This is a genomic window from Arsukibacterium sp., assembly GCF_041616895.1.
In the GTDB taxonomy this organism is placed as follows: Bacteria; Pseudomonadota; Gammaproteobacteria; order Enterobacterales; family Alteromonadaceae; genus Alishewanella.
The window spans coordinates 1-22,549 of the sequence record NZ_JBFJPY010000057.1 but is presented as its reverse complement, the minus strand read 5'-3'; the positions used below and the strand labels follow the sequence as shown (position 1 = coordinate 22,549).

General features: G+C 51.0%; 16 protein-coding genes and 2 pseudogenes. 4 read left to right on the top strand and 14 right to left on the bottom strand.

The annotated features are described in order from the left end of the window. Window positions 1-296: pseudogene (locus ABY802_RS10785) on the bottom strand (PEP-CTERM sorting domain-containing protein); the annotation flags it as partial. 335 nt (window positions 297-631) lie between these two features. Between ABY802_RS10785 and ABY802_RS10780 the strand changes: the two are divergent. Further along, window positions 632-2,137, top strand: a complete 1,506-nt coding sequence (locus ABY802_RS10780; RefSeq protein WP_372627040.1) for a Na+/H+ antiporter NhaC family protein — start codon at window positions 632-634, stop codon at window positions 2,135-2,137. Between the two features lie 158 nt (window positions 2,138-2,295). On the opposite strand, the gene ABY802_RS10775 is transcribed toward ABY802_RS10780, so the two are convergent. From ABY802_RS10775 to ABY802_RS10760, 4 genes are all read right to left on the bottom strand, one after another. Beyond that, entirely contained in the window at window positions 2,296-6,291 is a 3,996-nt protein-coding gene (locus tag ABY802_RS10775; protein WP_372627039.1) for an efflux RND transporter permease subunit, read from the bottom strand. Then, on the bottom strand, window positions 6,278-8,140 hold the full coding sequence (locus ABY802_RS10770) for an efflux RND transporter periplasmic adaptor subunit (RefSeq protein WP_372627038.1): 1,863 nt from the start codon (window positions 8,138-8,140) through the stop codon (window positions 6,278-6,280). Before ABY802_RS10770 ends, ABY802_RS10775 begins: the two co-directional genes overlap by 14 nt. A gap of 55 nt (window positions 8,141-8,195) precedes the next feature. Then, complete coding sequence (locus ABY802_RS10765; RefSeq protein ID WP_372627037.1) at window positions 8,196-8,645, bottom strand: hypothetical protein; 450 nt, start codon at window positions 8,643-8,645, stop codon at window positions 8,196-8,198. 85 nt (window positions 8,646-8,730) lie between these two features. Continuing rightward, window positions 8,731-10,290, bottom strand: a complete 1,560-nt coding sequence (locus tag ABY802_RS10760) for an amidase (protein ID WP_372627036.1) — start codon at window positions 10,288-10,290, stop codon at window positions 8,731-8,733. 209 nt (window positions 10,291-10,499) lie between these two features. Here ABY802_RS10760 and ABY802_RS10755 point away from each other — a divergent pair, with 209 nt between their 5' ends. Together ABY802_RS10755 and ABY802_RS10750 are read left to right on the top strand one after the other, a co-directional pair. Next, a complete protein-coding gene (locus tag ABY802_RS10755) occupies window positions 10,500-10,991 on the top strand; it encodes a TIGR03546 family protein (protein WP_372627035.1) in 492 nt (163 codons plus the stop codon). A gap of 10 nt (window positions 10,992-11,001) precedes the next feature. Continuing rightward, window positions 11,002-12,750, top strand: coding sequence for a TIGR03545 family protein (locus ABY802_RS10750; RefSeq protein ID WP_372627034.1), 1,749 nt, complete (start codon window positions 11,002-11,004; stop codon window positions 12,748-12,750). 91 nt (window positions 12,751-12,841) lie between these two features. Here the strand turns inward: ABY802_RS10750 and rraB are convergent, their stop codons facing one another. The 9 genes from rraB to nudF all read right to left on the bottom strand — a co-directional run bounded on the left by rraB (window position 12,842) and on the right by nudF (window position 22,243). Further along, entirely contained in the window at window positions 12,842-13,213 is a 372-nt protein-coding gene (gene rraB, locus ABY802_RS10745; protein ID WP_372627033.1) for a ribonuclease E inhibitor RraB, read from the bottom strand. A gap of 4 nt (window positions 13,214-13,217) precedes the next feature. Then, window positions 13,218-13,961, bottom strand: a complete 744-nt coding sequence (locus tag ABY802_RS10740) for a 1-acylglycerol-3-phosphate O-acyltransferase (RefSeq protein WP_372627032.1) — start codon at window positions 13,959-13,961, stop codon at window positions 13,218-13,220. Between the two features lie 42 nt (window positions 13,962-14,003). Beyond that, window positions 14,004-16,313 carry a DNA topoisomerase IV subunit A gene (parC, locus tag ABY802_RS10735; RefSeq protein WP_372627031.1) on the bottom strand — a complete coding sequence of 770 codons (2,310 nt, stop codon included), beginning with the start codon at window positions 16,311-16,313 and terminating at the stop codon, window positions 14,004-14,006. 79 nt (window positions 16,314-16,392) lie between these two features. Beyond that, window positions 16,393-17,787, bottom strand: coding sequence for a hypothetical protein (locus ABY802_RS10730; RefSeq protein WP_372627030.1), 1,395 nt, complete (start codon window positions 17,785-17,787; stop codon window positions 16,393-16,395). Between the two features lie 48 nt (window positions 17,788-17,835). After that, window positions 17,836-19,728: a DNA topoisomerase IV subunit B gene (parE, locus tag ABY802_RS10725; RefSeq protein ID WP_372627029.1), complete on the bottom strand. Its 1,893-nt coding sequence runs from the start codon at window positions 19,726-19,728 to the stop codon at window positions 17,836-17,838. An 8-nt stretch (window positions 19,729-19,736) separates the two neighbouring features. Continuing rightward, complete coding sequence (locus tag ABY802_RS10720) at window positions 19,737-20,348, bottom strand: YqiA/YcfP family alpha/beta fold hydrolase (RefSeq protein WP_372627028.1); 612 nt, start codon at window positions 20,346-20,348, stop codon at window positions 19,737-19,739. 26 nt (window positions 20,349-20,374) lie between these two features. Next, window positions 20,375-21,151 (bottom strand): metallophosphoesterase, encoded by a 777-nt coding sequence (locus ABY802_RS10715; RefSeq protein WP_372627027.1) that lies wholly within the window; start codon window positions 21,149-21,151, stop codon window positions 20,375-20,377. Next, complete coding sequence (locus ABY802_RS10710; RefSeq protein ID WP_372627026.1) at window positions 21,151-21,609, bottom strand: DUF1249 domain-containing protein; 459 nt, start codon at window positions 21,607-21,609, stop codon at window positions 21,151-21,153. Before ABY802_RS10710 ends, ABY802_RS10715 begins: the two co-directional genes overlap by 1 nt. Beyond that, window positions 21,596-22,243 carry an ADP-ribose diphosphatase gene (gene nudF, locus ABY802_RS10705; protein WP_372627025.1) on the bottom strand — a complete coding sequence of 216 codons (648 nt, stop codon included), beginning with the start codon at window positions 22,241-22,243 and terminating at the stop codon, window positions 21,596-21,598. Before nudF ends, ABY802_RS10710 begins: the two co-directional genes overlap by 14 nt. Window positions 22,244-22,358: 115 nt before the next feature. Between nudF and tolC the strand changes: the two are divergent. Then, window positions 22,359-22,549: pseudogene (gene tolC, locus ABY802_RS10700) on the top strand (outer membrane channel protein TolC); the annotation flags it as partial.

Genomic DNA, 22,549 nt, shown 5'->3' with positions numbered 1-22,549 from the left:
TTTGTTGGCGATGGCAGCATATTATTAGTTTCAATAAGGCCCATTGCCGGTGACTCGGTTATTTGTAAACCACTGCGTGAATTAGCGGCACTTTGACTTGGATCGGTATGATCGCCGCCCGCACTACCCCAACTAATCAGTGAGCTGTTTTGAATCTGTGTCCCACCGCCCGCAGTAAAGGTTGCCGCAAGCCATTCAGTTGTTACGTTATAAGACCACTCCATTACTGCTGCTTGGGTAAATGGCGCAGCTAATAACGTAGCGCCAACTAACATCCCCTTGGTAAGTTTGTTCATATCAATCTCCTTACTGGAACAAAAGGGCGAATTACCACAAGTATCCGCGTTCTAAGAAGGTAAAGCATTAAACACGCCAACTTTTATAACGATGTTTTTACACGATTTTTTATCAACCCATATCATTAATGTAAATTTTTGTGACGGTTTACTCACATCTGAGCGGCCTACAGTACAATTTTCTGGTGGAAAAATATTTTTTTGATATTATTGCGCCGTGGTACTTCACGCGTCCCGTCACGCCACAATGTATTGTGCGTTCCGTTGCTTTGGTTCCTGTTGCAACGGTTTATTAACCTAATTCCGGTGTGCCGGAATGTTACTTGAGAATCGCAATGTCAGCAGATAGTAATGTAGGAAACCTTGCCGAGCCTGTTGCTGCCGCCATTGAAGCGGCCTCTGTTACACCTTCTGCATTAAGTTTAATTCCGCCGTTAATTGTATTAACTTTTGCTGTTTGGCTAAAACGCCCCATTCTTGCGCTGATATTAGGTGCCGTTACCGGCTTACTACTGATAAACCCCCTGGAGGCGTTGTCAAACTTTTCAGAGATCTCTGTTAACGTAATGCAGGATGAAACCATCGGCTGGTTAATTTTGGTGTGCGCCGGGTTTGGTGCCCTGATTGGTTTGCTGATCCATACTGGTGGTGCGGTAGCCTTTGGCCGTTTCGGTGCCAGAAAAGCGAGCGGACCACGTTCATCGATGTTTATGACGTTTTTACTGGGCTGTGTCATTTTTGTAGATGATTATCTGAACGCCCTCTCCGTTGGCGAAGCAATGAAACGGGTTACTGACAAGTTTAAAGTCTCACGGCAAAAACTCGCTTACATCGTCGATTCAACGGCGGCGCCAATCTGTGTACTGGTGCCCATTTCCACCTGGGCGGTATTTTTTGGTGGTTTGCTCGAAGACAACAATGTTGCCGAGCAAGGCAAAGGCGTAGCCGTTTACATTGAGGCCATTCCTTACATGTTGTACCCGATTATGGCCATTATTGTTGTTATGTTAGTGACGTTGAAACTGATGCCAGATATTGGGCCGATGAAAAAAGCGGAACAGGCTACGATGCAGGGTACACCGGTTGAATGTGAGTTAGCTGATAATCCTCAGGCCGGCGCGCGCTTGCAGAATTACGCAATGGATGAAATGCCCTACCATACCAGTGATGAGTATGCTGTGAACTCGATAGAAGAAGAATTTGAAACCAGCAATAAACACGGAAAAGTGCATAATTTTGTCATGCCGATGTTGGCGCTTATCGCGTTCACGATGCTGCTTGGCGAGTCGTTAAGTGAACCTGATATTTTAAAAGGGGTGATTGCCGCTCTGGTATTTTCATTTATTTATTATGGTGTGCAAAAGTTAATGTCCTTATCTGAAATGATGGACGTGATGATGAATGGCTTTAAAACCATGCTGCCAGCAATAAGTATTGTTATTGCCGCATTTATATTTAAAGATGTCTGCGATAAACTTGGGTTGCCACTGTATATCATCGAAAACCTTGCTCCCTATATGAGCGCACAGATGCTGCCGGCACTGGTATTTTTGGCAATGGCAATTCTGGCGTTTGCCACAGGCTCCAGCTGGGGTATTTTTGCGGTATCTATTCCAATCGTCATGCCGCTGGCGTTTGCAGTAGATGCGAATATTCCATTGGTCATTGGCGCTTTGTTATCGGCCAGCTCTTTTGGTAGCCAGGCCTGCTTTTACAGTGACTCCACGGTACTGGCAGCGCAAGGTTCAGGCTGTAACCTGATGAGCCATGCGTTAACCCAGTTCCCTTATGCGTTAATCGCGGCGATAGTGGCCTTCTTTGGCTTTATACTCTTGGCTTAATTTAGCGTTGTTCAGTCGGGCTTCAAACCGGATTAGGGTGTTCCAGCTCTCGCTGTCGGACTGAAGCGTGAGACTGGAAACCCGATTTGGTTGCCACAGAGTGTCTGAGCCGCAGGCGAGTTGCTGTGGCAAGCCAAATGGGGTATTGCAGTCGAGTGCTAGTGTGTCTGCTTGGCAACCCGCCGTTCTTCCACCGCACAGTACAACACTGGCACCATCAGCACACTAAGCAGCACAAACAGCATGCCACCTAAGGTGGGTATCGCCATTGGGATCATTAAATCAGCACCGCGGCCAGTGGCGGTTAACACCGGTAATAATGCCAGTATGGTGGTGGCCGAAGTCATCAAACAAGGGCGAATGCGTTTTTGCGCGGCCTGCTGCACTAATTGCCGTACTTCAGCCCGGCTTTGCGGCTTAACATCGGCAAATTGCTGTTTTAAGTAGCTGGCCATCACCACGCCATCGTCTACCGCGATACCAAATAACGCCAAAAAGCCAACCCACACCGCGATACTTAAATTATAACCTTGCAGCTGGAACAGCTCGCGCAGGTTAGTATCGAACAGGCTGACATTTAAAAACCAGCTTTGGCCAAACCAGTCGAGCATGATAAAGCCACCGGCCCAGGCGAGTGCAATGCTGCTAAAAATAATCAGCGTACTACTCACCCGCCGGAACTGCAGGTACAGCAACATAAAAATCAGCAGCAACGACAGTGGCACTACCCATGCCAACGTGGTTGCGGCCCGTTGCTGGTTTTCAAAGCTGCCAGCAAAGCTATAACTGGCGCCAGAGGGTAATTGCCAGTCGCCCGCTTGCAGGGTACTGTTCAGATACGCTTCGACCGCTTCAACTACCTCTACTTCTGCAAAGCCGGGCAAGCTACCAAAAGTAACATAAGCCGTTAAAAAGGTGTTCTCTGAACGAATCATCTGCGGGCCGCGCTGATAGCGAATGTCCGCCAGTTGAGTTAGGGGTACCGGGTAACCGGCCGGGGTGTCGATTAACACCTCAGACAGCTGCTCCAGCGTATCACGCCGCTCCCGCATATAACGCACAGTAATGCCAAAACGCTCCCGCCCTTCAACCGAGCGCCCCACGTCCATACCGCCAATCGCAGTAGCCAGCGTTTGTTGCACTTGCTGCATACTCAAACCAAAGCGGGCAATTGCTTCGCGGTCAGGATGAATTTCCAGATAAGGCTGACCGACTACCCGCTCGGCACTAACAGACGCTGGCTGAACGCCGGGTGCCTCACGCAGTATCGCTTCAACCTGTTGCGCCAACAGATCTAGAGTTGCCAGATCCGGTGCCGACAATTTAACCCCCATCGCCGCCCGCATCCCGGTTTGTAACATCAGTAGGCGGGTTTCTATCGGCTGCAGTTTTGGCGCTGAGGTTACCCCAGGCAGCCGCGCAGCCTCAACAATCTCCTGCCAGATATCATCGGGCGAATTAATGTGCTCTCGCCACTGCCGGTAGGGGCGGCCGCCGCTATCGGCAATCAGCTGGCCGGTGTTATCGCGGACAAACTCGTTAGCCTGCTTGTCAAAACGATAATACAGCCGCCGGCCATTAGCATCGGTTTTAAATTCACTGTGATACTGGATCACCGTTTCAATCATGCCAAGTGGCGCCGGATCAAGTGCAGTATCGGCCCGGCCAATTTTGCCGACCACCGAGCGCACTTCAGGAATAGCGGCTATTGCCTGATCCTGTTGGCGTAATACTGTCAGCGCTTCCGCTATCGAGGTATGCGGCATCAGGCTTGGCATTAACAAAAACGCCCCTTCGTCCAGCGCTGGCATAAACTCCCGGCCCATGCCTGGATAGCGTTGGATCAGTTTTTCAGAAAGCCCGGGCAGCCAGCTCAGGGTATGCTGCGCACCCAGCCAAACAGTACTGCCATAGCCCACTAATAATAGTGGCAGCAATAAAAACAGCCACTTCAACCGTAAACAGGCCTGAAGTAAGGTTGGGTAAACCCACAGAAAAACAAAGAAAAACCCAAGCACCGTGGCCAGCAGCAACACGACGAAGCTCCAGTTAGCCAGAACGCCTTGCACCGGCCCGAGCGGCAACCAGACCTGGCTGAGTAACGTAACCACCGCCAGCAGTACCCCAAGCACCAGTAGGCCATGACCCAGCTGCCAGGCGGTTAGCGGCAGGCGGCCAGCACGTTGTTGGGAACGGCGGCAATAGTGACTGAACATCGGCCACTGCTGGCTTAGCCTGGCCAGTAACCGCGCGCTATAGTGTTGCCATAACAATACCGTTGCATAGAGCATCGTAGAAAGCCACAGCAGCAACGATCCAAGCCAGATACATAGCAACACCAGTGCCGCTAACAGCCACCAGCGGCGGCTGTTTAGCAGCCAGAGCTGCCAGCCACGGCTGATATCCTGCTTACGCCAATTGAATAATAAATTCAGCAGCACCGGCAGCACCGTTAATGCCAGTAACGCCGCCCCCAGCAATACAAAGGTCTTAGTGTAGGCTAGCGGGCCAAACAGTTTGCCTTCTGCACCGGTCATGGTAAATACCGGCAAAAAACTGATTATTGTGGTGCTAATGGCAGTAAGAATAGCCGGCCCAACTTCTTTGCCTGCCAGCAGCACCGCCTTGCTGGCAGGCAACTCTGGCTGAAGCTGGCGTTGGCGCAGCAGGTTTTCACTAACGATGATGCCCATATCGACAATAGTACCAATCGCTATGGCAATACCCGCCAACGCGACGATATTGGCATCAACCGCCAGCCATTTCATGGCAATAAAGCTCAGCAACACCGCTGCAGGCAGCATTAAGCTAACCGCCAGCGCCGCCCGTAAATGCAATAGCATCGCCAGAACCACCACCATGGTGATCAGCAGCTGTTGAGTTAAAGCATCCTGCAAGGTGCCGAGGGTTTCACCGATCAATTCACTGCGATCATAAAAGGGGACAACCGTCAGCTGGCTTAACGTTAGCCAGGCGGGCCAGCTATCCGCTGGCTCACTGCGTAAAAACTGCTGCCACGCCTGTTGTACACTGTCATCCCGCCCTTGCCAGACAGGCAGTTGCTGCTCGCGGGCAAACGCATCCACCTCAGTCGCCGAGGTGTGTTGCCAGTCAATCACCGCTTTGGCCGGCAAGCCACGGCTGACCTCAGTTAAACGCTGTTTAACATTAGTAATCGCCTGGCGCGGGTTGTAGCCTTCGCGCACTGTCACCACCCCGCCGACAGCTTCGGCGCCATTAACATCTAACGCGCCGCGTCTGGCAGCAGGACCAAATTGCACCCTTGCCACATCGGCCACCCGGATGGGGGTCAGGTCCGGTGCCAGCCGCACGACCGCCTGTTCAATATCTGCCAGATTTTTAATAAAACCAACGCCGCGGATCAGGTACTCTACGCCATTAATTTCCCGGCTACCGGCACTAACATCCAGATTCGCGGCCATTACCGCTGCGCTGACTTCAGCCAGGGTTACCTGATGAATACGCAGCAAATCCGGGTCGACTTCAATTTGGTATTCACGCTGATAGCCGCCGATAGAGGCCACTTCACTGATCCCTTCGGCCGCCAGTAAGCCTGTGCGCAGATACCAGTCCTGCACCGAGCGCAGCTCTTCCAAATCCCAGCCTGTAGTCGGGTTACCTGCCGGGTCGCGTCCTTCCAGGGTGTACCAGAACACCTGTCCCAGTGCGGTTGCATCGGGCCCGAGCGCAGGTTGCACGCTCTCAGGCAGGGTATCGGCTGGTAAACTGGCCAGTTTTTCCAGTAAACGGCTGCGCGCCCAATAAAACTCAATACCTTCCTCAAAAATAACAGCGATGCTGGAGAAGCCGAACATCGACAGCGTTCGCACATCCTTCACGCCAGGCACACCCATTAAGGCGACACTCAGCGGATAACTGAGTTGATCTTCTACATCCTGCGGCGAGCGACCAGGCCAGTCGGTGAAGACAATTTGTTGATTCTCCCCAAGGTTGGGAATAGCATCAACTGCCACCGGCTCCAGCGGCATGCTGCTTTGCCAGCCGAAAGGCGCATAGGCAGCACCTACAACTAACAGCAAACCACTTAGCAGTATCACCAGAAGTTTTTGCTTAAGGCAACCTGCCAGCATACGGTCGAATACCGATGTAACCTGTTGTTCAGTGGCCGGCATGATCGTGCTCCTGAGCGTCGAACCGAAGCTGGATATCACCGCAACGCAGCATCGCCGGTCCAAAATAGGGGTTTAATAACTCAGCTTGCGGCTGCAACCAGGCAGCACCTTCGCCGTCACGGGCCATTGGGCAATAAGCCTGATACCAGCCTGCGGCCAGCACGCCAAGCTCGGCCAGCCTTAGTAAACCGAGATTATGCCGGTAAAACTGTTGCCTTGCCTCAGCCAGGCTGCTCACCTGCTGTGGCTTATCAACGCCCGCTTTAAGTGCCCGCACGATACCAGGAAAGTTTTCCGGCCAGGCAATCGCTGCCACTTGCTGCTGAAACGTCGTCATTGCCTGTTGCCACGCCATAAGATTATCTTCTGTCAGTGCCAGATATGCTTGCTGATAAGCAGCCAGTAATGTTGTTTCTTCTGCCGTTGTTAAACGAAAATTATCCTCTGCTGGCTGCTGTGCGCTGGTGTGTTCCGAGGTATTATCCTCGTTTTTAGCGGCAAGATTTTTATTGGGTCGATGCGCAGCATGCGGATCATAAGTTATCCCATCCGGCGCCATCATGCTTGGCAGGCCACGAATTTGTAGTTCGCTATCCAGCCGGAACGCGCCCTTACTAACCACCAACTCGCCTTCAGCAAGGCCAGACAGCACCTGATACTGATCATCAAACCTTCGGCCGAGCGTGACTTCTCGGCCAACAAACGTGGGGGAATCTGCAGCCTGCTGCACATACACCAGTGCGCGCGAGCCGGTTTGCAGCACGGCCGATGCCGGGATCAGCAAAACATCGTCCAGACTGTCGCTCAGTCTTGCCCGGGCAAGCATGCCTGGTTTTAACTGCCCTTGTGGGTTGTCGAGTAACGCCCGCACCGTTACCGTACGTCGGTTGCTATCTACCACGGGCTCTAATAGCAACACTTCGGTTGTAAAGCTTTCGCCCGGCAGCGCTAACAGTTCAACGCTCATGCTCTGGCCGACGGCAATGGCCGCTAGCTGATGCTCGAATGCTTCCAGCTCAAGCCATACCTTATCGAGCTGCAATACGGTAAACAGCGGTTGGCCAGCGCTGACATAGGCGCCTTCATTCACCAGTTTATCCAGCACCCGACCCGACACCGGCGCACTAATGGTTACAGTATCCTGCAATACTTCGCTTTCAAAAAGCGTATCAATCTGGCTTGCAGGCACCCCCAATAACCGCAAACGCCGGCGCGCAGCAGCCAGGGTAGTATCAGCGCTAAGGCTGGTGCCTTTGGCCGCGCTAAGCTGTTTGGCTTGCACCAGTTCTTGCTGGATAACAATGAGATCGGGATTAAAAATCTCCGCCATCGGCTGGCCGGCGCTAACGTTTACGCCGTCGCTACTGAGGTAAAATTTTTCAATCCGACCGGATGTCCAGGCACTAATGGTTTTTAAGCGGCTCTGATCGGCCGCCAGCATCCCGACCAGCGCAATACTGCCCTCTGCCCGCTGCCGGCGTACCGGCGTTAATTCAGGTTGCAGCATTGCGTAGGCTCGCGGACTTAAGCGCAATTGGTCAGAACCCGCGTTGGCAGACACCTGCTCAGCGTGATGCTCATGTTGATCGATTGCCACCGGGATAAGCGCCATGCCACAAATAGGGCAGCGGTCATCAGGATTAGCAGAGCGTACATGCGGGTGCATTGAGCAGGTATATACTGTTGCTTGCTCAGCAGACACAGTGAATTGCTGCACTGGGCTTTGTTTAATAACAGCGCTTTGCTTTATAACAGGGCTTTGCTGGGCAGGGGCTGCCACCACATTGCCATGGAGAAACAATAATACTGGCAAACTGGCCAGCATCGCGCTTTTAACCGGGATAAACATAGTAAAACCTCTGCTTTTGACATACCAAAAAGGACCGTAGCGAACACGGTTGGTATCAAATAAGCAGCAGGTTTTTTCGCAAATAAAGCGGAACTGAAGGTCGTGGCGGAGGCGAGTGAGCAAACCAATTGTTAAAAGGTTGCTTAACTGACCAGATTTCGGTGACATGCAACCAACTGACTAAAAGCACCATAGCCGGCAGCGACAACGGATCCAGCTGAGTTGCCGGTGTCTCACAGCCAGAGCAATTGTCATGCAATGCACTTTTCCCGCCGGAATCATCCTTGGCAACAGCCTGTTGGCCATGGCAAGGCGGGACGTCTTCAGTCAGCTTAGTTTCGCTCAGGACAGTGTCATTCAGAGCAGAAGCAGCAGGCAGCATATGCTCCATGGCTTTAGCCTGATTCACTAATCCACCACACAGCAGTAAACACCAGGACAAAGCAAGGCTGACCATCAGGGGGATAGTCCAGTATTTTTGCTGTTGTACCAGGTTACTCAACATAGTTGGATAGTCTTCGACAGATCAGTTTACGTTAACATTACCGCCAAGATTACGCCTTAGCGGCGAAAACGTCAACTTTCCGCCACTACTTGGTGAGCTCTGCAACAAAGCCTGGGCGCTGATACGCCGCTAACCGCTGTTCCAGTAAACCCGCCAGTGCTAATAACTCAGGCTCCGACCAGGGCAAACCAACCAGGCTAATACCCAAAGGTAAAATACCGCTGTATCCTGCAGGTATCGTGATTGACGGGTAACCGGCTACCGCGGCGGCGGTGGAAGTACCAAAATTAAAGGCATCACCCTTAATATGGTCAATCGGCCAGGCTGGGCCATAGGATGGCAGAATTATCGCATCAACTCCCTGCTCAACTAAATACTGATCTAAGGCGGCTTCCGCCAAGTGGCGGCTGCGAGCTAGTGCCTGCTGATAACTGGCTTTGTCGGCGTCCAGATCAATGGCAGCTGCCTGCTCCAGATACTCCTGACCATAGAAAGCCAGCGCTTCCTCGCCCTGAGCCCGATTAAAGGCCACAATCTCCGCCAGGGTATCGCGCTCTGCCGGCACCTGATAATCTTGCAGCCACTGTTCTAAATCACGCTTAAATTCATAAACCAATACTTTCAGCTCTGCCTGATCCAATTCCGCCGGTAACTGCCAGGTATCCGTGCTGACCACCTCGATACCTGCAGCACGCAGCGTCGCTGTCAGCTTATCCAGCATCGGTGCTAACGCCGCATCCTGTTTATCATAAGCCCTTACCAGCAATACTTTTTTGGCTGACGTGGCCTGCTGAGCTGCCTCACTCAGTGGCAGTTCAAACTGGTTTTTCGCTGCAGCAGTTAACATTTCATCCAGTAACAATGCTGCACCATAAACCGTTCTGGCCATTGGCCCGGCGATATCCTGCGCTTTAGCAATCGGAATAATGCCTGTACCCGATACTGTACTGCGGGTTGGTTTTATGCCAACAATACCGTTAATTGCGGCGGGACACATAATAGAACCATCAGTTTCAGTGCCTACCGCCAGCAATGTCAAGTCTGCTGCAACCGCCACAGCGGAGCCTGAACTGGAACCACAAGGGCTATGACTAAGTAAATGCGGATTTCGGACCTGACCACCTAAGGCCGACCAGCCGCTGGCTGAGTTTTCACCGCGAAAATTAGCCCATTCTGACAAATTGGCTTTTGCCAGAATAATCGCGCCGGCAGTCCGCAGCTGGCTTACCAACGCTGCATCTTCAGCTGTTAAATGCCCCTTCAGAGCCAGTGCGCCCGCGGTGGTAGGCATCTGGTCTTTGGTGGCAATGTTCGCTTTTAACACCACAGGCAAACCATGTAATGCCGAACGAATTTTGCCATCGGCACGCTCTTGATCAAGTATTCGCGCCTGAGCCAGTGCCTGTGCGTTAATATCACTGATTGCGGCCAGCTGATACCCCTGATTATTATGGTCTTCTATTTGCTGAAGATAGTAGCTGACCAGCTGCTCACTGCTTAAATCACCGCTAGCCAGTGCCTGTTGGGCAGCCTGAACAGATAACCAGGCAGGTTCTGCATTGTTTTGATGTACCGTGCTGTTGTTTCGGTCGCTGCAACCAGCCATCAATAGCAACAGGATTAAACTCAATAAAACGTGGCGCATTAATATTCCTTTTTAATCAGCATTTACTAATCGTAACCGCTTTATGCTGATTTCCGGCGTCCTTTTATCGCATGTTGCAGGCTATTGTCCGCAAAAGCACCAGTCTGTTATTTAACAGCCCAGAGTTCTTCCTCTATAACGGCAGCTGACAAACACCGGTGCGCCTGTTACCTTATATAAAGCAATGATTGTGACTATAAGGATGTCCTATGCTAACGCTGCTCGCCCGAATTCTTAAAGTACTGAACTCCGAAGCATCCCCCTGGCAAATTGGCTGGGCTATTGGCCTTGGTCTGTTAGCCGGTTTACTGCCTTTTGGCATACTCACGCTACTGATCATTCTGCTGGTGTGCCTGTTTACCATTAATCTGGCCACCTTTATTCTGGTGTGGGGCCTGTGCAGCGGTCTGATGTTCATTTTTGGTGATTCGTTAGAAGCGTTAACCTGGCAATATGCGCAAAGCCCGGCTTTGTTGCAGCTGTTGGCGCAAAGCGAAACGCTGCAAATGCTGCACTTACATCACACCCTGGTGCTGGGCGCTTTTGTGCTGGGCATCCTATTACTCGTTCCGGTTGCCTGGTTGGGTACCATACTGGTTAAACATTACCGTGACCGGGTGATGAGCAAAGTGCAACATTGGAAAGTGATGCAGATGTTAAAAGCCAGCAAGCTGGTGCAATTGTATGAAAAATTAAATTAAGGAGCGCTTTATGATCCGTAAATCCGGTTGGTTAATTTTTCTTGCGATGCTGGCAGCTATTTTGGCGTTAGTTTATCTGTTTATCGGCACAGCTATCCGGCTCGGTATGGTTTATAGCCTGGAAAAAGCGGTAGGCGCTGAGGTCAATATCAGCAATGTGTCAGTAAGTCTGGCACCGCTTTCGCTCAACATCAGCGAATTGCAAATTACCGATAACGCCAAACCCAGCCATAATACCATTAGCTTTGCCAACGCCAAGGCAGCAATAGAAGTGTGGCCTGCCTTATTGGGCTATTACGTTATTGACGATTTAACCGTTGACGGCCTGGCCTATGGCACAGAGCGCAGCAGCCCTGGCAAGGTATTTCGGGGTCCTAATGCTGATCCGGCCGATAAAGTCGACTTACAACAGTTGTTGCGACTGGACTTACCTAACGCTGATGAGCTTATGGCCAGAGCTGATTTAAAAACGGTGGCCCGAGGCGAAGAATTGCAACAGCTGGCCAAAGATCAGCAGCAAGTGCTGAAGGAGTTACAGTCACAGCTGCCCGACAAAGCAAAACTGGAACAAATTCAGGCGCAGATCAAAGCGCTGACCGACAGTAAAATTGAGAACCCGGCCGATTTAGCCAGTAAAGCCGCCGAGTTAAAGCAGTTGCAAGACACCCTGCGGGCTGAACGCGATAAATTAAAAGCCGTACAAGAGCAGCTAAGCCAAAGCCGTCAGCAACTGCAACAAGCGGTTAGCGCAGTGCGTGATGCCAGCAGCAGTGATTGGCAAAAGCTGCAAGACCTGGCCAATATTGGTGAGGGCGGTCTGGCACCGATCAGCCAAATTTTACTAGGCGACTTCTGGGGTGAGCGGATTGGCCAGCTAGAAGCAGTGTATCGCCTGGCAAAACCTTATATCCCGGCTGATATGCCAAACAGTGGCGAAGCGAGTGAACCAGAAATTGTCATGCCGAACCGTATTTTGCCTTTACCCAGTCAACCTTATCCAAATTTCTGGATCAAAAATGCCCGGGTAAACTGGTTGATTGGCGGTGGTGAAGCATTGATAGAAGTTCAGGATATTACTGCCCAGCATGACATTATCAACGCTGCCACCCGCTTTAATGCCCAGGTTTCCGGCTTGCCTCAGCTATCGTTGCTAAAACTGGACGGTGACTTCGCCGTGCTCGAACAAATGGTCACAAACGTCAACTGGCAACTGCAAGGCATCAATCTCGATAGCATGGATATTGGCCGGGGCGATACCCAACTGCAACTGGCTTCAGCCAAACTCAGCACCACAGGTAAACTGAATCTGGTTGATAACCAGGTTAAACAGCAGGCGCAACTGGTAATACAACAGCCTGAGTTTAACGCCAGCGACAATAAATACATCCAGCAACTGGCAACACTACTGAACCAGCAGGCAGAAATTCCATTGAATTTAAATGCCACCGGGCTAATCAGTGCACCACAAGTCAGTATTCGTTCCCCCTTAGATAAACTGCTGGCGGATGCCGTTATGGGAGAGGCAAAAGCAAAAATAGCGGCGCTGCAATCCGATTTACGCAGCAAGCTCGACAGCAAACTGCAACAACAGCTTGGAGGCCAGAGTGAATGGCTGAGTATCCTAAATCAGCAAGACAGTGCCGCTGAATCGATGGACGGTAATATTGAGCAAATGCTTAATGCCAAACTGGCCGGTGTCAAAGATCAGGCTAAAGATAAATTAACAGATAAGCTGCGAGGCAAGCTGGGTGGCGGTTAACTGCCGTTTATTACTGGTGTCGATATGAAACGCCGCTGTTGATAGCAAAAAAAAACCGCTTAAAAGCGGCTTTTTTTGCTATGCGGGACACTTATTCTTCGTCGTCTTCGAGTTCAAACTCGTCTTCGTCACCTTCAAAGTAGGTGCCCCAGCCGTCGTACTCCACACCATGCTTATGCGCCAGCTGCTCCAGCTTAATGGCGTCGGCTACTATAGGAGCAATTTCCAACGCTTGCTCGCGAATGGCATCAAAAACCCAGGCACTGCCGCCATCTTCAAATTCGACTTCTTCGGCATCGGTTACTTCGTAACCGAGCTTAAACAGCTCAACCGCCAGTTTTTCCAGCTTGTTAAAGTCTTTATCGTAAAAATGATGCTCAACGGTATATAGCGCGTCCGGATCGCTGCCATCCTCTAATAACGCACTAATGGTGTCTTCGGTAAATTCCTGCCAGTTTTCCATGCAATTACTCTTCTGATTTGCTGTTTCGCGCAGTGTAGTCGTTGCCGAGCTCAGTATCAAGCAGCCGGATATGGTCTGCCATCAGCTGACGGGTGTCTTTGGCAAACTGACGAATACTGTCCTCTTTGCTCAGGGTAATCGGGGCCATCATCTGAATAATCACCTTGCCGTTATTCCAGCGGTTTAGCTTAATTTGCTGATGGGTGGTACTCATACAAACCGGCACCATTTGCACATTCGCCTCCAGCGCAATATGAAACGCACCCATTTTAAACGGTAATAAGCCCCGGCCATAACTGCGGGTACCTTCCGGAAACATCCAGACTGACAGATTTTGCTGGGTTATCCGCTCGGCGGCAGCGAGCATGGTGCTGAGTGCTTTTTCTTTATTGTTGCGATCAATCATCAGATTACCGCTAAGCCAGTATAACTGCCCAAAAAACGGAATATACTTCAGACTTTTTTTGCCAAGGGTCACGGTGCCGGGTAGCACCGAGCCACTCATGGTAAATAAGTCGAGGTTATTCTGATGATTAGCAATAAACACATAGGGCGTGCCTGGCTTGATTGCCAGGTCTCGCCGGATCTCGACACTGATGCCTAAAATCCATGACACCCTGCCATACCAGTGTGAAAACAAGGCAACATTATTACGATGAAAAGGCCGCACCAGACATACAACCAGGCCCGCTATGGTACTGATGATAAAAAACAACGCCAGCAAAATGATCCTAACGACAGCTATCAACCTTATGCCCCTTCAGCAGAAAAGGGGCATAGTATAACGGGTTTAGCTGTCATTGCTGGTTGGATCACTGCCGGTATCGCTGGCTGTCGTATTTAGCGTGTTGCCAAGCTGCAGCTGCACTTCATCAATTCGCTGCAAGCCACGGGGCAATTTATTACCCCGACGACCGCGCTCGCCAACGTAATGCGCTAAATCAGCCATTTTCAGGGTAAGTTTGCGCTTACCTGCAACCAGGGTGACGCCACCATCGGCCGGCACCACCGCCAACTGACAGACATACTCTTCGCGACTTGCTGCGCGGGCCGTAGGTATCGACATTAATTTATTGCCCTTGCCCTTACTCAACTTAGGTAATTCACTTACCGGAAATACCAGCATTCTTCCTTCATTCGAAATACAGAGCAGTAAATCGGTCTCGGGTTGTTTCACGATAAGAGGCGGCAATACTTTTGCGCCCACGGGCAAACTCAGCACCGCCTTACCTGCTTTATTACGACTGAGTAAATCACTGTATTCTGCAACAAAACCGTAGCCGGCATCGCTGGCTAATAACAGCGCCCGTTTCTCATCGCCAAGCAATACATGCTCAACCGTTTCACCGGCCACGATGGTAAAGCGACCGCTCAACGGCTCGCCCTGGCCACGTGCTGACGGCAACTCGTGGGCTTCGGTGGCATAGCTGCGGCCGCTGGAGTCAATAAACACCGCCTGCTGATTAGACCGGCCACTGGCCATGGCTTTAAATGCATCGCCCGCCTTGTAACTTAGGGCGTTGCCGTCAACATCATGGCCTTTGGCACAGCGTACCCAGCCTTTTTCTGATAACACCACGCTAACCGGCTCACTGGGCAATAATTCTTTTTCACTAAGCGCCTTAGCTTCATCCCGGGTGACTAATGGGCTGCGCCTATCATCGCCATATTTCTCAGCATCGGCCAGCAATTCATCCCGGATCAATTTAGTCAGTTTTTTCTCTGAACCTAAAATACTTTGCAGCTTGTCACGCTCTTTGGCCAGCGCATCCTGCTCGCCGCGGATCTTCATTTCTTCCAGTTTTGCAAGATGACGAAGTTTCAACTCTAAAATAGCTTCTGCCTGGCGCTCAGTAATACCGAAAAAAGCGATTAGTTCAGGTTTGGGCTCATCAAAGGTGCGGATAATCCGAATAACATCATCAATATTTAAAAAGGCGATTAATAAGCCTTCTAACACATGCAAACGGTCGAGTACTTTATCTAAGCGGTATTGCAGGCGCCGCCGCACCGTATCGCGACGGAAACTAAGCCACTCGTTCAGAATTTCCAGCAAGTTCTTTACCCGGGGCCGCTGGTCCAGTCCCAGAATATTTAAGTTAACCCGGTAACTGCGCTCTAAATCAGTGGTGGCAAATAAATGCTGCATCAGCTGGTCAATATCCACCCGGTTTGAGCGCGGCATAATGACAATGCGGGTCGGGTTTTCATGATCAGACTCATCACGCAAATCACTGACCATCGGCAACTTTTTCGCCTGCATCTGGCCGGCAATTTGTTCCAGAATTTTCGCCCCAGAGGTCTGATGCGGCAATGCGGTCAGCACGATTTCGCCATCCTCAAGCTGATACACTGCGCGCATTTTAATGCTGCCACGGCCGCTTTGATAAATTGCAGCAATATCACTGGCCGAACTGATAATTTCAGCATCGGTCGGGTAATCCGGGCCTTTTACATACTGCATTAAATCGGTAATGGAGCTTTGCGGATTGTCCAGTAAGGCAGCGCAGGCGTTGGCTACCTCACGCACATTGTGCGGCGGAATGTCCGTTGCCATACCTACCGCAATGCCGGTAATACCGTTAAGCAAAATATGCGGCAAGCGCGCCGGCAACACTTTTGGCTCTTCCAGGGTGCCGTCAAAGTTCGGCGCCCAATCGGTAGTACCCGAGCCCAGTTCTGATAATAACACTTCGCTAAAACGAGATAATTTTGCTTCGGTATAACGCATAGCAGCAAATGATTTCGGATCATCCGGCGCACCCCAGTTACCCTGACCATCAACCAGCGGGTAACGATAAGAGAACGGTTGCGCCATCAACACCATGGCTTCATAACAGGCACTGTCGCCGTGCGGATGAAACTTACCCAGTACATCACCGACCGTCCTGGCAGACTTTTTATATTTCGCCAGATGCGACAGCCCCAGTTCAGACATAGCATACACTATCCGTCGTTGCACTGGCTTGAGGCCATCGCCAATATGCGGCAACGCCCGGTCCATAATGACGTACATCGAATAATTCAAGTAGGCTTCTTCAGTAAAGCGGCGCAGCGGTAACTGCTCTACACCATCTTGGGATAACACCGTTTCTGTCATGCCGGTTCCTGTTATTATTTAGCTAAGTCGTTAAATATCGTTTTTATACCAGTTTTTACGTTGGCTTTTACATGAGCCTCTACAAGGAGACACCGTTGCTTTTACTACTGGTTTTAGTGGCACGGCGGCTGAATTGCCACAATACAATGCCAAGTAAGATAAGCGTGGTGCAACCAAGGATCCCGAGCCACAGCAGCTGAATTTGCCGTTTGCGCTCTACCTCCTGCAACCGCAGGGCTTTTAATTCGTTTTCAGCTTCGAGCAGGTTGCTACGCACCTGATGGCGCTCGCTGTCAAACTCCAGCCGGATCCGCTCCAGTGCCAGTTCATTCTCTTTGTTACGCAGCAGCTGAAATCCATCGACAAAATCTTGCATTACAAGGTACGCTTTCTGATATTGGTCTTGCTGCGCCAATAATTCGGCCCGCAGCAGTTTAATGGCCAAGGTCACATGTTCCACTTGCTCAGCAGGTTGCTCTGCCGCCTGCTCCGCCAGCATCACGTGTTGCATGGCCAGCGAAGTTTGCTCTAAGTCACGGTATATTAATGCTTTTTCGTAATGATGCGACTGCACATGATAACTCGATTGCAACCGCGGTAAATACTGCTCTGCCTTCTCAATATACCCAAGCGCGGCTTCGGTCCGGCTCATTTCAGCGCTGGTAATCGCCAACCCCAGGTAGGCGTGATACAGATTAACCGCGTCATTGGCATTTAAACTGCGTTGCAGCATCTGATTGAAATGATCTAACGACTGCTGATATTTCTGCTGATAGCTGAAGGTGCGCGCCAGGTTAAACAATACGGCGATTTCATTTTTTACCCAGCCCAATTGTTGATATAACACCAGGGCCCGCTGCAAGAACGCCACAGCATCATCTTCAAAGGCCAGCGACGAATACATCAGACCTAGCTGAGCGTTAACCTCGGCCAGGATCTCCGGATCTTGCAGTAATTCTGCCCGTTGATACACCGTTTTAAGCATTGATAACGCCTGCTTGTCATCGTTCTGATCGCTTAAAATAGCGGCCTGATTAATCTGTCCCCGTAAAATCAGTTTCTCGTTATCCAGTAAGGTGGCTAACGCCGTGCCCTGCTGATAATGACTTAGCGCCTGGGTTAACTGCACCTCCATCTCCAGGGCGTAACCCAGTTCGTACCATACTTCCACCTTTAAAGCTGACTCGGTATCTTTAAGTAACTCCAGAGCCTGGCGCGCCGCCTGCTGTTGTTGCTGATGCCGGCCCAGCGCACTGTAAACCGCCGCTTGCTGGCGCAACCAGTACGCTTGTACCGCTGCAGGCTGAGTGGCAAACTCCGGCTGGCGCTCGTTAAGAATGGTCAGACTTTGCTCCGGCTGTTGGTATTTCATATTATCCAGCTGCAGCAGCCAGTCCGGGATGGCCTGAGCCTGTATGCCAAACGCCAGGCACAGCCATGACAGCACGCAAAAGTAGTGGCAGATTTTCTTCAAAACGGTATTACATCCTTCATCAGTGGTGTTGCAGAGCCCGTCTTCTGACTAGGCAATTAATGCCCGGTCACCTTTTAGTTCCAGCCAGTCACGCCGATCGGTTGCCCGTTTTTTTGCCAGCAACATATCCATCAGTTCCATGGTCTGTGCTACATCGTCAATGGTTAATTGTACTAAACGGCGGGTGTTGGGATCCATTGTCGTTTCCCGTAGTTGCAATGGGTTCATCTCACCCAAGCCTTTAAACCGCTGCACATTCACTTTGCCTCGCTTCTTCTCCGCTTCTATCCGGTCCAGCACGCCGTTTTTCTCATCTTCATCCAGCGCATAGTAGACGTCTTTACCAATATCAATCCGATACAACGGCGGCATGGCGACGTAGATGTGCCCCGCGGCAACCAGCGCACTGAAATGACGCATAAATAGTGCGCATAGCAAGGTCGCAATATGTAATCCGTCTGAATCCGCATCGGCCAGAATACAAATTTTGCCGTAGCGTAATCCCGACAAGTCCTGACTATCGGGATCAATACCGATAGCCACTGAAATGTCATGTACTTCCTGCGAGGCGAGAATCTGTCCGGAATCTACTTCCCAGGTGTTTAATATTTTACCCCGCAATGGCATTACCGCCTGAAACTCGCGATCCCGTGCCTGTTTTGCACTGCCGCCAGCCGAGTCACCCTCTACAAAAAACAATTCGGTTTGACTGAGATCCTGTGCTGAACAATCCGTTAACTTACCCGGTAAAGCCGGGCCCGAGGTCACTTTTTTACGGATAACTTTTTTCGCAGCTTTTAAACGTTTCTGGGCATTGTTAATACAAAAATCGGCCAGCGCCAGCGCAATATCGGTATGTTCATTTAACCACAGACTAAAGGCGTCTTTAACAATGCCGGATACAAAAGCCGCACATTGACGCGACGATAGCCGCTCTTTAGTCTGACCGGCGAATTGCGGATCCTGCATTTTGACACTGAGCACATAACTACAGCGATCCCAGACGTCCTCCGGCGAAAGTTTTATGCCACGGGGCAATAAGGTTCGAAACTCACAAAACTCGCGCAGCGCTTCCAATAAACCCTGGCGTAAGCCATTAACATGGGTCCCGCCCTGAGCGGTAGGAATTAAATTGACGTAACTTTCGGTAACTAACTCGCCGCCTTCAGGCAGCCACAGCAAGGCCCATTCCACTGCCTCCTGTGAGCCACTGAAATTACCAACAAAGGGTTGCTCGGGCAACGCAACGTAATTTTGAACCGCTTCAGCCAGATAATCACGGATACCCGCCTGATAGCACCAGCTGTATTGCTGCTGATTGACTTTGTCATCAAATTTTACGGTTAGCCCCGGGCACAGCACAGCCTTGGCTTTTAACACGTGCAACAAGCGGCTGACTGAAAATTTGGGTGAGTCAAAATAACTGGGGGTTGGCCAGAAACGCAGTCGGGTACCGGTATTGCGTTTACCCACCGTGCCGCTAATCGCCAGTTCACTCACTTTGTTACCGTGTTCAAAGGCGATATCGTACACGTTGCCATCGCGCCGAATACTGACATCAACCCGGCTGGATAATGCGTTTACCACTGAAATACCCACCCCGTGCAAGCCACCTGAGAACTGATAGTTCTTGTTGGAGAACTTGCCACCAGCATGCAGGCGACACATAATCAGCTCAACCCCTGACACGCCCTCTTCCGGATGAATATCCACTGGCATACCCCGGCCGTTATCAATAACTTCCAGTGACTGATCATCATGCAAGATCACTTGTACCAGATCCGCATGTCCGGCCAGGGCTTCATCCACACTGTTATCTATTACTTCCTGTGCCAGATGATTCGGGCGGGTCGTATCGGTATACATCCCGGGCCGACGCTGCACCGGCTCAAGCCCGGTTAATACTTCAATCGATTCGGCGTTGTAGAGTTGTTCTGTCATAGTTGTTGTCACTGTCTGGTTAGGTTCTGCTCACGGGACCTTGGGGTGTCATGCGGCGTCAGCTGGCAAAATTCGGCAATTACCGGCAAATACCCGGCGAAATTGATAAAGCTGTGATCACCACCGCAAATCACCTGCTGCCGGGCGCCCTGATAATAGCTAACGGCGTTGCGGTAATCTAACACTTCATCGCCGCTTTGCAACAGTACTAAATAGTTTGCCGGTTGGCGCAACCGGGCAGGCATCAATTGCTCCAGCTCAGCCATATGGCTCGATTGCACTCTAAACTTTTGCTGCAGCACCGGATGATAGTACTCTCCCAGATACTCTGCCAGTACCTGATGAGGTGCCACCGCCGGGTTAATTAAACACGCCCGGCACTGATAGCGTTCGGCCATCACGGTAGCCAGAAAGCCACCGAGTGAGCTGCCAATAATCGCCTGCGGCGGGGCCTTACCCATCACCTCGGTTAACTGCGCCATCGCTTGTGCCGGGGTGTAGGCTAAATCCAGTGCCACAAAAGGTTGCTGCGGGTAATGCTGGCTAAAATACTGCCGGGCCTGCACCGCTTTAACGGACTGCGATGAGCTGGCAAAGCCATGTAAATAGTAAAGCGTCAAACGCGCTCTCCTGTTATTAGTGTTTTTTATCTTACTGTGACAAATTGCCAGCTTACCTGGCCATCGGCCGCAAACTGCCAATGACAATACATCGGGCCGTGATCGAGGGTTTGCCAGGTGTCTTGCTGGCAAAACTGTACCGAGCTGGCCGGACAGCCCACCAACTGAATGGCTTGATGCGCTTTAACATAAGCATGATGGCAATGGCCATGCGCCAGACCTTTTACCCGGGGCTCTGTTGCCAGCAACTGCCAGAACGGCTCAGCATCCTGCCAGCCATGTTTATCAATCGCGCTCCCTAAAGGCAACGGATGGTGATGACTAAACAGCCAGAAGCACTCTGCGCCACTTTTAGCAAATTCACTGGCCAGTTGCTCACGGCGTCTCGCATCAAAAAAACCTGCCGGCGTGTCACCTTTCGTGTCCAGCAACAGTAACTGCCAGCTGGCCAGCCGCACACTGGTGGCAGCAACCACAGGAGTCTGACTGGTCAACCAGTTAAGATGCTCATAATCATCGTGATTCCCCGGCAACACCAGCACCGGACAGCGCAACGGCGCCAGTATTTGCGCCAGCAATTGATAAGAAGAAAAGCTGTGATCCTGACTTAAATCACCACTGAGAATAAGTGCATCAGGCTGGCAAGGGTTATCAACAATGGTCCGGATGGCTTGCTGCAGGTAACGTCCGGGTTTAATGCCCTGATACTCGTCATTAATATCTGCTAATAAATGACAATCACTTACCTGCACAATCTGGTAGGGACAATCTGGCGCCTTAGCCGCTAACTGCAATACGGCCATTACTTAAGGTCCAGCGTGGTCGCATGATAGCCCTGAGCCACACACAATTTCAGCCAGTCTGCCAATAACAGGTTGATCTGCCGCTTTTCATCCGGTTGCATCATTTGCGGATTAGGATAAGGATAACGCGCAGCAAATTTGCGGTGGTGGGACATCCGCACCACTTCAGCCAACTGGGCATCGTGGTAGAGCTGCACATCAAAACTCGGACTGAACACGTTGTTACCTGCTACCGACATAGCCACACCTAGCAGCTCAATTTGCAGCCGGGTGGTGAAGGGCCCGCATTCGAGCACACTAAGCTGATAGTGCTGCTGCGAACTAATGGCAATCGTCCAACGGGATCCCGGTGTAAATTTTACCGGCAGCAAACGGTTTAAGCGGGCATAATTGCGCTCGCATAAACTCAGAAAATCAGGTAACTGCGGCTGATATTGCCGCGCTTTAGTCAACAGCATCACTACTCCAGGCGCAACGCACCTCAGTTAAATGTAAAGTCAGCCACTGCAGCGCAATTACCGTGGCAGCGTTATCAATTTTGCCCTCGGCCAGCAATTGCATCGCCGCTGTGCGGGAGAGCAACTGCACTTTGATATCTTCATGCTCCTGAGCCAAACCATAAATACCCGGCATCACCGGCCCGGTTAACTGGCCAAGAAATAATTGCACCCGCTCAGTCGTACCACCGGGGCTGGAAAAATAACTAAGCATAGGCCATAGCGCGCCAAGCTCAAGCCCAGCCTCTTCCAGCGCTTCACGCCTTGCGGTTTGCTCGCCAGTCTGCTGGTCATCTATCATACCGGCAATCGTTTCCAGCAGCCAGGGGCTGCGGTTTCCAATCATTGCACCGGGCCGGAACTGCTCAATCAGTACCAGTTCATCAGTTTGAGGATTGTACGGTAGTACTGCAGCAGCATGGCCACGCTCAAATATTTCCCGCACCATTGGGCGACTCCAGCCACCCTGATAGAGTTTATGGCGCAACTGGCAGCGCTCAATCTGAAAAAAACCCTGGAAAACCGTGCTTTTATCGATTATCTCTACATCATCAGCGCTAAATGATGGATAATCCGCGTTATTGACTTCAGACATGTCTGCCCTCACATTTTGTTACACTCTTGACGGTAACTTTACGGTTTAATCCTGACTTAGTTTACCGTAACAGGTTATCATTTGTGCAGTTTCCTTAAGCCAGGACTTGGTGATTATGAAAAAATCGTTTTTAAGTACTTTAATTTTGTCTTCGTTAACTGTATTCAGCGTTAGCGCCATAGCAGAAGATTTAACCACTGTTTATCGGCTCGCCATGCAGAAAGATCCGCAACTGCTGCGGGCAGAAGCGGTTCGAAATGCGGCCAGAGAGCGGATTGATATTTCTAAAGCTCGTTTATTGCCGCA

What these genes read in the sequence shown, in the direction of transcription:
- ABY802_RS10780 (WP_372627040.1), top strand. Translation starts at nt 632, where the DNA reads ATGTCAGCAGATAGTAATGTAGGAAACCTTGCCGAGCCTGTTGCTGCC.
- ABY802_RS10775 (WP_372627039.1), bottom strand. Translation starts at nt 6,291, where the DNA reads ATGCCGGCCACTGAACAACAGGTTACATCGGTATTCGACCGTATGCTG.
- ABY802_RS10770 (WP_372627038.1), bottom strand. Translation starts at nt 8,140, where the DNA reads ATGTTTATCCCGGTTAAAAGCGCGATGCTGGCCAGTTTGCCAGTATTA.
- ABY802_RS10765 (WP_372627037.1), bottom strand. Translation starts at nt 8,645, where the DNA reads ATGTTGAGTAACCTGGTACAACAGCAAAAATACTGGACTATCCCCCTG.
- ABY802_RS10760 (WP_372627036.1), bottom strand. Translation starts at nt 10,290, where the DNA reads ATGCGCCACGTTTTATTGAGTTTAATCCTGTTGCTATTGATGGCTGGT.
- ABY802_RS10755 (WP_372627035.1), top strand. Translation starts at nt 10,500, where the DNA reads ATGCTAACGCTGCTCGCCCGAATTCTTAAAGTACTGAACTCCGAAGCA.
- ABY802_RS10750 (WP_372627034.1), top strand. Translation starts at nt 11,002, where the DNA reads ATGATCCGTAAATCCGGTTGGTTAATTTTTCTTGCGATGCTGGCAGCT.
- rraB (WP_372627033.1), bottom strand. Translation starts at nt 13,213, where the DNA reads ATGGAAAACTGGCAGGAATTTACCGAAGACACCATTAGTGCGTTATTA.
- parC (WP_372627031.1), bottom strand. Translation starts at nt 16,313, where the DNA reads ATGACAGAAACGGTGTTATCCCAAGATGGTGTAGAGCAGTTACCGCTG.
- parE (WP_372627029.1), bottom strand. Translation starts at nt 19,728, where the DNA reads ATGACAGAACAACTCTACAACGCCGAATCGATTGAAGTATTAACCGGG.
- ABY802_RS10715 (WP_372627027.1), bottom strand. Translation starts at nt 21,151, where the DNA reads ATGGCCGTATTGCAGTTAGCGGCTAAGGCGCCAGATTGTCCCTACCAG.
- ABY802_RS10710 (WP_372627026.1), bottom strand. Translation starts at nt 21,609, where the DNA reads ATGCTGTTGACTAAAGCGCGGCAATATCAGCCGCAGTTACCTGATTTT.
- nudF (WP_372627025.1), bottom strand. Translation starts at nt 22,243, where the DNA reads ATGTCTGAAGTCAATAACGCGGATTATCCATCATTTAGCGCTGATGAT.